Below are 9,400 nucleotides of genomic sequence, written 5' to 3'. Positions count from 1 at the left end.
TCGACCATGCGGAGTGAGACGGGCATTCTTATGGGTGTTCATCCGGGCCTCCTGGAGCGGTTGGTTGGTTCGCATCTCCAGTCTTCCGGGTTGGTTCCGGATGAACAACCTATAGAGAGATCACAGCTAGGTATCGTCTTCGTCCACCTCGGCATCGAGCTGCTCCCGCCAGGCCATGATCTGCGCATAGCGCTTCTCCTGACCGTACTCGGTGGGCCGGTAGAAGTGTTCGCGAGGCGTTGCATCCGGCCAGCAGTCGTGACTGCTGCCGGCGGGATAGCCGTGGGGTTCGTGGTGGGCATAGCGGTAGCCCTGTCCATGACCCAGGGACTCCATCAGCTTGGTGGGGGCGTTGCGCAGATAACTCGGCACCTCGAGCCGGGGCTGGCTGGCGGCAAAGGCCTTGGCCTGATGCCAGGCCCGATCGATGGCGTTGCTCTTGGGGGCCACGGCGAGGTGGATGGCGGCATGGGCGATGGCCCGCTGCCCCTCGTAATCCCCCAGTCGCAGATAGGCGTCCCAGGCGGCCATGACCAGCGGCAGGGCGCGTGGGTCGGCGTTTCCCACATCCTCGGAGGCGATGGCGGTCAGCCGACGGACCACATCCAGGGGGTCGCCGCCACCCTGGATAAAGCGCGCCATGTAGAGCAGGGCGGCGTCCGGACGTGAGGAGCGCACCGACTTGTGGATCGCCGACAGCAGGTCATAGAAGTGATCGCCCTGCTTGTCGAAGGCACTTGCCTGGTGCCCCAGCACCGCTTCCAGTGCTTCCCGGCGAAGTATCTCGCTGCCCTCCGGGCCGGGCTCGGTAAAGTCGCAGGCGCTCTCCAGCAGCCCCAGGGCGCGGCGAGCGTCGCCCGCGGCGGAGCGGGCTAGCACCCTGAGTACATCGGGCTCGGGCCGGAATCGGCGTGCTCCCAGGCCCCTCTCCTCGTCGTCCAGGGCGCGCTGCAGCACCTCCATCAGCTCCTCTTCGGAGAGTGATGTCAGGACGTGGACCCGGGCCCTTGAGAGCAGGGCCGAGTTGACCTCGAAGGAGGGGTTTTCCGTCGTGGCGCCGATCAGCGTCAGCAGTCCCGACTCCACGTGAGGCAGCAGTGCATCCTGCTGGCTCTTGTTGAGACGGTGGATCTCGTCGAGGAACAGCAGGGTCGCCAGCCCCTGGGTCTGGCGTGCCTGGGCGCGCTCCACTACGGCCCGGATCTCCTTGACGCCGGCCATCACCGCGGAGAGGTGCTCGAGATCGGCACCCGACTCGACGGCCAGGATCTCCGCCAGGGTGGTCTTGCCGGTGCCTGGCGGCCCCCACAGGATCATCGAGCGCACAAGGCCACTCTCGGCCATGCGTCGCAGTGGCTTGCCGGGGCCCACCAGGGCCTGCTGGCCCACATAGTCGGCGAGGCCGCGCGGGCGCATGCGCCAGGCGAGGGGGGCGTCGTCGTCGCGGTCGCTTGCGAAGAGGTCCATGGCGTCTCCTTGCGTTGATGGGGAGGGGGCAGGTCGGCGTCACTCCTGCTAGAGTGGGGTTGCGTTGTGAGCGCCGTGGGGGCCTCGAGATGAACTCAGTCCCGAATGGCGTATCCAAGGGAGAGTGCCTTCTCCCATGCTTCCTTCAGGAGGGCCCGACATGCCAATGCTGCCCCAGTTGCGTCAGGATCATGCCAATATGGCGCGCATGTTGCACGTTCTGCAGCTCAAGCAGAAGACCCTGGCTGCCGGCGAGCGTCCCAACTTCCAGCTGGTGCGCGAGGTCGTAGACTATATCCTCGATTACCAGGAGGGCTTCACCCAGCCTCTCGAAAAGGTCTGCACCGAGCGACTCATGGAGCTGGTTCCTTCCAGTGTCGAGGTCACCGAGCGCCTGGCCCGGGACTACCGGGCGCTGCAGTCGCGGCTCAAGCGACTTTCCAATGATATCGACATGATCCTGATGGATGCCGTGGTGCCCATGGAGCACTTCGCCGAGGATCTCAATGCCTACCTGAAGAGCCACCGTGCCTATCTGAGAGATGAGCGCGAGCTGCTGTTCCCGCTGATTCGGGAGAACTTCGATGATGCGGACCTCGAGGCCCTGGCGGCGGCGCTGCCCGAAGGCGCCCAGGCACAGGTCAAGCGCCTGGAGGAGGCCTATCCCGAGCTGTATGCCGAGCTGCGCGATGCTCCCGAGCCGGTGACCTGAATCTGGACTTCCCCTCGATAGGCCGGCCCTTGATAGGCCGGTGCTTCGGCTCATCCCCGCTGTGAGGTAGATGTGAGGTAGAATGGCCGGCATTTCAGCGGCCACACCCTTGCCATGCCCAGCCTGTTCCTGATATTTCCGCCATTACTTCGCTCCTGTTGTTTCCCTCCCGGGCCACGGGGGGACGGGTGATGGCGGGACCGATTCTGGTGTTCGACTCTGGCGTGGGCGGACTCTCGGTCGTGGCCGCGTTGCGTGCGCGGTTGCCCCACGCGGCCCTGGCCTATGCCTGTGACAACGCCATGCTGCCTTATGGGCGCCGTCAGGATGCCTGGCTCGTGGAGCGTATCCTGACGGTATGCGAGGCGGCCGTGGCGGCCAGTCGCTGTGCGGCGCTGGTGGTGGCCTGCAATACCGCCAGCACCCTGGCGCTGGATGCCCTGCGCGAACGCCTGAGGGTGCCGGTGGTGGGTACGGTACCGGCCATCAAGCCGGCAGCCATGGTCAGCCGAAGTCGCCATATCGGGCTGTTGGCGACCAGTGCCACGGTAGCGCGCCCCTATACACTACGCCTGATCGAAACCTTCGCCGCTGACTGTCGCGTCAGGCGAGTCGCGGCCGACCCCCTGGTGCGCGAGGCGGAGCGGCACCTGGCCGGAGAGTTGCCCGACAGCGCAGTGATCGCCTCGGCCCTGGCCCCCCTGTGGGAGGAGCCCGAGCTCGATACCGTGGTGCTGGGCTGCACCCACTTCCCGCTGCTGCGCGATCTCCTGTCGGCCGCCGCGCCGCGTGCGGTGACCTGGGTCGACTCCAGCGATGCCATCGCGCGGCGCACCGCCCAGGTGGCATCGGGCGTGGCACTCGGGGCTGGCCCGGGGCAGAGCTTTGCCAGCGCCCCCGATGCGCCGCTGGCCGGGGTCCTGTCGCGCTTCGGTTTCAGCGGCCCGCGGCCGCTCGCGCTGGGCTGATCATCCACGCCCAAAACGTCTATCCCTTTCACTCATTTACATTCCTACTTATCTGGAGGCTTCGTGGCCATTCCTGTCGTCGACCCCGACCGCTACGACCAGCAGCTCGAAGCGAAGCGCGAGCGTATCGTCCGAGACTTTTCCCGCTTCGCGCCGCCGGCACTCGAGGTCTACCCTTCGCCGCCGAGCCACTATCGTCAGCGCTGCGAGTTTCGCATCTGGCACGAGGGTGATGACCTCTTCTACGCCATGTTCGAAATTCAAGCGTCCGAGGAGGACACCGAGGACCCCAAGAAAAAGAAGAAGACGGTCATCCGCCTGGATGACTACCCGGTCGCCAGCCGGCAGATCAACGACCTCATGCCGCGCCTGCTCGATGCCATTCGCGACAACGACACGCTGCGCCGCCGGCTGTTTCAGGTCGAGTTCCTCACCACCCTCTCCGGCGAGGCGCTGGTGACCCTGATCTACCATCGCCAGCTAGACGACGCCTGGGAGGCCGAGGCGCGTAGCCTGCAGGAGCGCCTCGGGGTGATGATCATCGGTCGTGCCCGCAAGCAGCGCTGGGTGCTTGAGCGTGATCATGTCTGGGAGCGTCTCGAGGTGGAGGGGCGTGAGTTCGTCTATCAGCAGGTAGAGAACAGCTTTACCCAGCCCAATGCCCAGATCTGCCGCTCGATGCTGGCCTGGGCGCGGGACGTGACGCGGGGCAGCGAGTCTGCAGACCTGGTGGAGCTCTACTGCGGCAACGGCAACTTCACGGTAGCGCTGGCCGAGAACTTCCGGCGCGTGCTGGCCACGGAGATCTCGCGCACCTCGGTCGCCAGCGCCAGGCAGAACCTGGCCGCCAACGGCATCGACAACGTCACCGTGGGGCGCATGTCGGCCGAGGAGTTCGCCGCGGCCTTGAAGGGAGAGAAGGGGGGGCGCCGGGTCGCCGAGTGGGCGCTCGATGACTATGCCTTCAGCACCGTGCTGGTGGATCCGCCTCGCGCCGGTCTCGATGATGCCAGCTGCCGCCAGCTGAGCGGTTATTCGCGTATCGTCTATATTTCATGCAATCCGGAGACATTGGCGAGCAATCTGGAGTGCCTGACCGAGACCCATCGCATCACGCGCTTCGCGCTGTTCGACCAGTTTCCCTGGACCCACCACTGCGAGTGCGGTGTGCTGCTCGAGCGACGCGACTGACGAACTCGTGACACCTCAGCGTAATGCATTTTCGACATGCTCCATGAGCAGATCATCAAGTGACTAGGTCGCACTCGGGGTGTCGCGTAAGCTGACGACAGGGCCCCACCGGGGTCGTGTCGAACACTTCCCGGCCGCAGGAGCGGCCGCCGGTAGCCGAGGTGATGGATGCAGCACGTTGCGAATGACGAAGCCAGACAGGACCTGCTAAAGCAGCTTGATGAGCGCCTGAACGCCAAGCTGGATGCCGCCAAGGCGGAGGCCGTGGGGGCCTTCGCCAAATATTTCTATGCCGCGATTCCGCTGGATGACCTTGAGGACCGTCGGCTCGATGATATCTACGGCGCGACCCTCTCGATGTGGCACTTCCTGCTGCAGTTCGACCCGGCCGACCCCAAGGTACGGGTCTTCAATCCGGACTTCGAGGAGCATGGCTGGCAGTCGCCGCACACCTTCGTGGCGGTGCTGCACGAGGACATGCCCTTCCTGGTCGACTCGGTGCGCATCGAGCTCAATCGCCGTGGCATGACCGTGCACGCCATCCATAATGCCGTGCTGGCGACGGAGCGGGATCGCGGCCACCGCCTGCTGTCGGTAACCTCTCCCAAGGACAGTGCGGCCCCGGCCCAGCGCGAGTCGTTGATCGTTATCGAGATCGACCGCCACTCCGATAGCGAGGAGCTGCAGGAGATGCAGGCCAGCCTCGAGGAGGTGCTGGTCGATGTGCGCACCGCGGTGGCCGACTTCGATCCGATGCGTGCCAAGGTCGAGGAGGCGCTGTCGGAGCTGCGTACCTGCTGTCCGCCGCAGACGGATCCGGATGATCATGCCGAGGCGATCACCTTTCTGGAGTGGATGCTCGAGGACAACTTCACCTTCCTGGGCTATGACACCTACTCGGTGAAGGGGACGGCGGACAAGGAGACCTTCGAGAAGGAGAAGGGGAGCGAGCTTGGCGTCTTTCGTCTCGACCAGCCACGCTACCGGGAGCGTATCCGCACCGAGCTTGGCATCGAGAATGGCCACTACGTGCTGGTGCCGGAGCTGCTGACCTTCTCCAAGAGCGCCCACCACGCCAGGATTCATCGTCCCACCTATCCCGACTATATCTCCATCGATCGCTATGACGAGCAGGGGCGCCTGATCGGTGAGCATCGCTTCCTGGGGCTGTTCACGGCCAGCGTCTACAACGAGTCGCCGCGCAACGTGCCGATCCTGCGTCGCAAGCTCAAGGCGGTGATGGAGATCGCCGGCTTCAACCCCAAGGGGCACAACGGCAAGCAGCTGTTGCAGATCCTCGAGGTCTACCCCCGCGACGATCTCTTCCAGATCGATACCGAGGAGCTGGCCCAGACGGCGCTGGGGATCCTCAGCATTCGCGAGCGCCGTCGCGTCCGGCTGTTCGTGCGCGAGGACCTCCCCGGCCGCTTCTACTCCTGCCTGATCTTCGTCCCTCGGGATGTGTTCTCCACCGAGCTGCGTCTGCGCATTCAGGAGATGCTGTGCGAGGAGCTCGACGCCACCTTCGGCGATTTCAACACCTATCTCTCCGAGTCGGTGCTGGCACGCATCCAGTTTATCCTGCGCTTCAAGGGCGATCGTCCGGTCGAGTACGAGATCAAGCGTCTCGAGGCCAAGCTGGCCAAGCTGGCGCGCAACTGGCGTGATGATCTGCACAACGCCTGTATCGATGGCTTCGGCGAGGAGCAGGCCAATCGCCTGATGAGTCGATTCCGCGATGCCTTCCCGGCCAGCTATCGCGACGACTTCAGCGCGCGTACCGCCGTCTATGATCTGCACCATATCGGTGAGCTCGACGAGGGACAGCCACTGGCGCTGTCGCTTTACCGGCTGGTGGAGGAGGAGGGCAGCGGGGTCAATCTCAAGCTGTTCCATCGCGACGCCCCGATTCCGCTCTCCGATGTGCTGCCGATGATGGAGAACCTGGGCCTCAGGGTGCTCGGTGAGCGCCCCTACGAAATCGGCGCCCGGGATGCCAGCTACTGGATCCATGACTTCAACCTCGAGCATCACACCAGCACCGAGGTCAACCTCCAGGAGATGCGCGAACCCTTCTGTGAGGCCTTTCAACGTATCTGGGCGGGAGAGACGGATAACGACGCCTTCAATCGCCTGATCATCGGCGCCAACCTCGACTGGCGTGAGGTGGCGATGCTGCGGGCCTATGCCCGCTACCTCAAGCAGATCCGCTTCGGGGTATCTCAGGACTACATGGCCAATACCCTGGCCAGCTATCCGGAGATCACCCGCGAGCTGGTGACGCTGTTCGAGCTGCGCTTCGACCCCGCCGACCGTCCCGGCGAGGGCGAAGAGGAGGCCTGCGTGGAGCGCATTCAGCGGCTTCTCGACGATGTGGCCAGTCTCAATGATGACCAGCTGCTGCGTCGTTACATGGAGCTGATTCTGGCCACCCTGCGCACCAACTACTATCAGCGACGCGAGGATGGTGGCGTCAAGGACTATATCGCCGTCAAGCTTGAGCCCTCGAAGGTCACCGGCATGCCCAAGCCGCGTCCCGCCTTCGAAATCTTCGTCTGCTCGCCGCGGGTCGAGGGGGTACACCTGCGCGGTGGCAAGGTGGCGCGGGGCGGACTGCGCTGGTCGGACCGCCACGAGGACTTCCGCACCGAGGTGCTGGGGCTGGTCAAGGCCCAGCAGGTCAAGAACTCGGTGATCGTGCCGGTGGGCGCCAAGGGCGGGTTTGTCTGCAAGCGGCTGCCCGAGGGCGACCGCGAGGCCTTCCAGCGCGAAGGGGTCGAGTGCTACAAGACCTTTATCCGGGCGCTGCTCGATGTGACCGACAATCTCAAGGGCGGTGACGTCGTGCCACCACGTGACGTGGTGCGTCATGACGCCGATGACGCCTACATGGTGGTGGCCGCCGACAAGGGAACCGCCACCTTCTCGGATATCGCCAACGAGATCTCCGCCGAGTATGACCACTGGCTGGGGGATGCCTTCGCCTCCGGCGGTGCCAATGGCTACGACCACAAGAAGATGGGGATCACCGCCAGAGGGGCCTGGGAGTCGGTCAAGCGCCACTTCCGAGGCCTGGGCGTGAATACCCAGGAGGACGAGTTCAGCGTGGTGGGCATCGGCGACATGGGCGGCGATGTCTTCGGCAACGGCATGCTGCTGTCGGACAGGATCCGGCTGGTGGGCGCCTTCAACCACCTGCATATCTTCGTCGACCCCGAGCCCGACGCGGCGGCCACCTTCGCCGAGCGCAAGCGCCTGTTCGAGATGCCGCGTTCCAGCTGGGCAGACTTCGATGCCTCGCTGATCTCCGAGGGGGGCGGGGTCTTCAAGCGCAGCGCCAAGTCGATCCCCATCTCCAGGCAGATGAAGGCTCGATTCGGCATCCGTGAGGAGAGGCTCTCCCCCAACGAGCTGATCAGCGCCATGCTCAAGTCCGAGGTGGATCTGATCTGGAACGGCGGTATCGGCACCTACGTCAAGGGCAGTGACGAGACCGATGCCCAGGTGGGCGACAAGGCGAACGATGGCCTGCGGATCGATGGCCGTGAGCTCAACTGCCGAGTCGTGGGCGAGGGCGGTAACCTCGGCATGACCCAGCGTGGTCGCATGGAGGCCGCCGCCCGGGGCGTGCGCATCAATACCGATTTCATCGACAACGCCGGCGGGGTCAACTGCTCCGACCACGAGGTCAATATCAAGATCCTGATCGATGAGGTGGTCAAGCGCGGCGACATGACCGAGAAGCAGCGCAATCAGCTGCTCGCCGACATGACCGGCGAGGTCAGTGAGCTGGTACTGCTCGGCAACTACCGCCAGACCCAGGCGCTCGACCTCGCCGAACTGCTGTCGAAGCAGGGTGTGGGCCCCTTCCGGCGCTTTATCAGCGAACTGGAGGCCGCCGGACAGCTCGATCGTGAGCTGGAGTTCCTGCCCGCCGACGAGGAGCTTCAGGAGCGGGCCGCCAATCAGCAGGGCATGCTGCTGCCCGAGCTGGCGATGCTGATCTCCTATGCCAAGAGTGTGCTCAAGGATGACCTTATCGTCTCCGATCTTCCCGACGATCCGGTCATCGAGCGCTATGTCGAGCGCATCTTCCCGCGGGTACTGGTGGAGCGCTATCGCGACGAGATGTACGAGCACCGCCTCAAGCGCGAGATCGTTGCCACCCAGCTGGCCAACGACCTGGTCGACCACATGGGTGTCGTCTTCGTGCGTCGGCTGATCGACTCCACCGGGGCCGGCCGTGCCGAGATCGCCCGTGCCTACGTCATCGCGCGGGAAGTGTTCGGGCTGGACGAGACCTGGTCGCAGATCGAGGCGCTGGACAACCAGGTACCCAGCGGCGTGCAGTACGCCATGATGCTCGATCTGATGCGACTGATCCGTCGTGCGACGCGCTGGTTGCTGCGCAGTCGTACCGGCCTCGATACTCGCCAGTGCATCGACTTCTTCGCGCCGCGCCTGGTGGCGATCCGCGAGGGCATCGGTGAACGCCTCAGCGGCGAGGAGCGGGAGTCCTGGGAGGCGCGTCGAGACGAGCTGATGGAGGCTGGAGTGCCGGATTCCCTGGCGGCCAATGTGGCCGCCGCCGGCAGCCTCTATGCCGGGCTTGGCATCATCCAGGCCGCCCGCCAGACCGACGTGGCACCCGAGCAGGTGGCCGAGGTCTTCTATGCGATCGGCAACCGTCTGCAACTCCCCTGGATGATCCGCCGGATTACCGAGCTGAAGGTGCGGGACAGCTGGCAGGCCCAGGCCCGCGAGACCTTCCGTGACGATATCGACCGCCAGCAGCTGGCGTTGACCGTCAGTGTGCTGCATATGGGGGAGGGAGCCGATGATCCCTCTGCCCGGGTCGAGCAGTGGCTCGAGCGGCACGATGCCATGCATGCGCGCTGGTGCCGCCTGCTCGAGCAGGTCGGAAGCGGCGGACAGGGCGGCTTCCCGCTGTTTGCCGTGGCGGTTCGCGAGCTGGTGGATCTGGCCGAGAGCAGCCGCGACGCCTGATACACACCTTCACCCACCGCAACCGAGAGACCCCGCCTTCAGGCGGGGTCTCTCG

At 64.9% G+C, this 9,400-nt stretch carries 5 protein-coding genes; 4 read left to right on the top strand and 1 reads right to left on the bottom strand.

Annotated features, from left to right (window positions below; genetic code table 11):
* Positions 1-126 precede the first annotated feature (126 nt).
* The gene (locus tag IOC61_RS14755) at positions 127-1,467 is read right to left on the bottom strand and encodes a replication-associated recombination protein A (protein WP_195689496.1); all 1,341 of its coding nucleotides are present in this window, start codon (positions 1,465-1,467) and stop codon (positions 127-129) included.
* A gap of 166 nt (positions 1,468-1,633) precedes the next feature.
* On the opposite strand from IOC61_RS14755, the gene IOC61_RS14750 reads away from it, so the two are divergent.
* From IOC61_RS14750 to IOC61_RS14735, 4 genes are all read left to right on the top strand, one after another.
* Positions 1,634-2,179 carry a hemerythrin domain-containing protein gene (locus tag IOC61_RS14750; RefSeq protein ID WP_195689711.1) on the top strand — a complete coding sequence of 182 codons (546 nt, stop codon included), beginning with the start codon at positions 1,634-1,636 and terminating at the stop codon, positions 2,177-2,179.
* A gap of 191 nt (positions 2,180-2,370) precedes the next feature.
* A complete protein-coding gene (gene murI, locus IOC61_RS14745; protein ID WP_195689495.1) occupies positions 2,371-3,147 on the top strand; it encodes a glutamate racemase in 777 nt (258 codons plus the stop codon).
* A gap of 63 nt (positions 3,148-3,210) precedes the next feature.
* Positions 3,211-4,338, top strand: coding sequence for a tRNA (uridine(54)-C5)-methyltransferase TrmA (gene trmA, locus IOC61_RS14740; protein WP_195689494.1), 1,128 nt, complete (start codon positions 3,211-3,213; stop codon positions 4,336-4,338).
* Between the two features lie 168 nt (positions 4,339-4,506).
* Positions 4,507-9,345, top strand: coding sequence for an NAD-glutamate dehydrogenase (locus IOC61_RS14735; RefSeq protein WP_195689493.1), 4,839 nt, complete (start codon positions 4,507-4,509; stop codon positions 9,343-9,345).
* Positions 9,346-9,400: the final 55 nt, after the last annotated feature.

Source organism: Halomonas sp. KAO, from assembly GCF_015595025.1.
Taxonomy (GTDB): domain Bacteria; phylum Pseudomonadota; class Gammaproteobacteria; order Pseudomonadales; family Halomonadaceae; genus Halomonas.
This window is presented reverse-complemented; position numbering and strand designations above follow the sequence as displayed.

Bases quoted from the DNA above. Each gene is read 5' to 3' on its own strand.
- IOC61_RS14755 (WP_195689496.1), bottom strand. From the start codon at position 1,467: ATGGACCTCTTCGCAAGCGACCGCGACGACGACGCCCCCCTCGCCTGG.
- IOC61_RS14750 (WP_195689711.1), top strand. From the start codon at position 1,634: ATGCTGCCCCAGTTGCGTCAGGATCATGCCAATATGGCGCGCATGTTG.
- murI (WP_195689495.1), top strand. From the start codon at position 2,371: ATGGCGGGACCGATTCTGGTGTTCGACTCTGGCGTGGGCGGACTCTCG.
- IOC61_RS14735 (WP_195689493.1), top strand. From the start codon at position 4,507: ATGCAGCACGTTGCGAATGACGAAGCCAGACAGGACCTGCTAAAGCAG.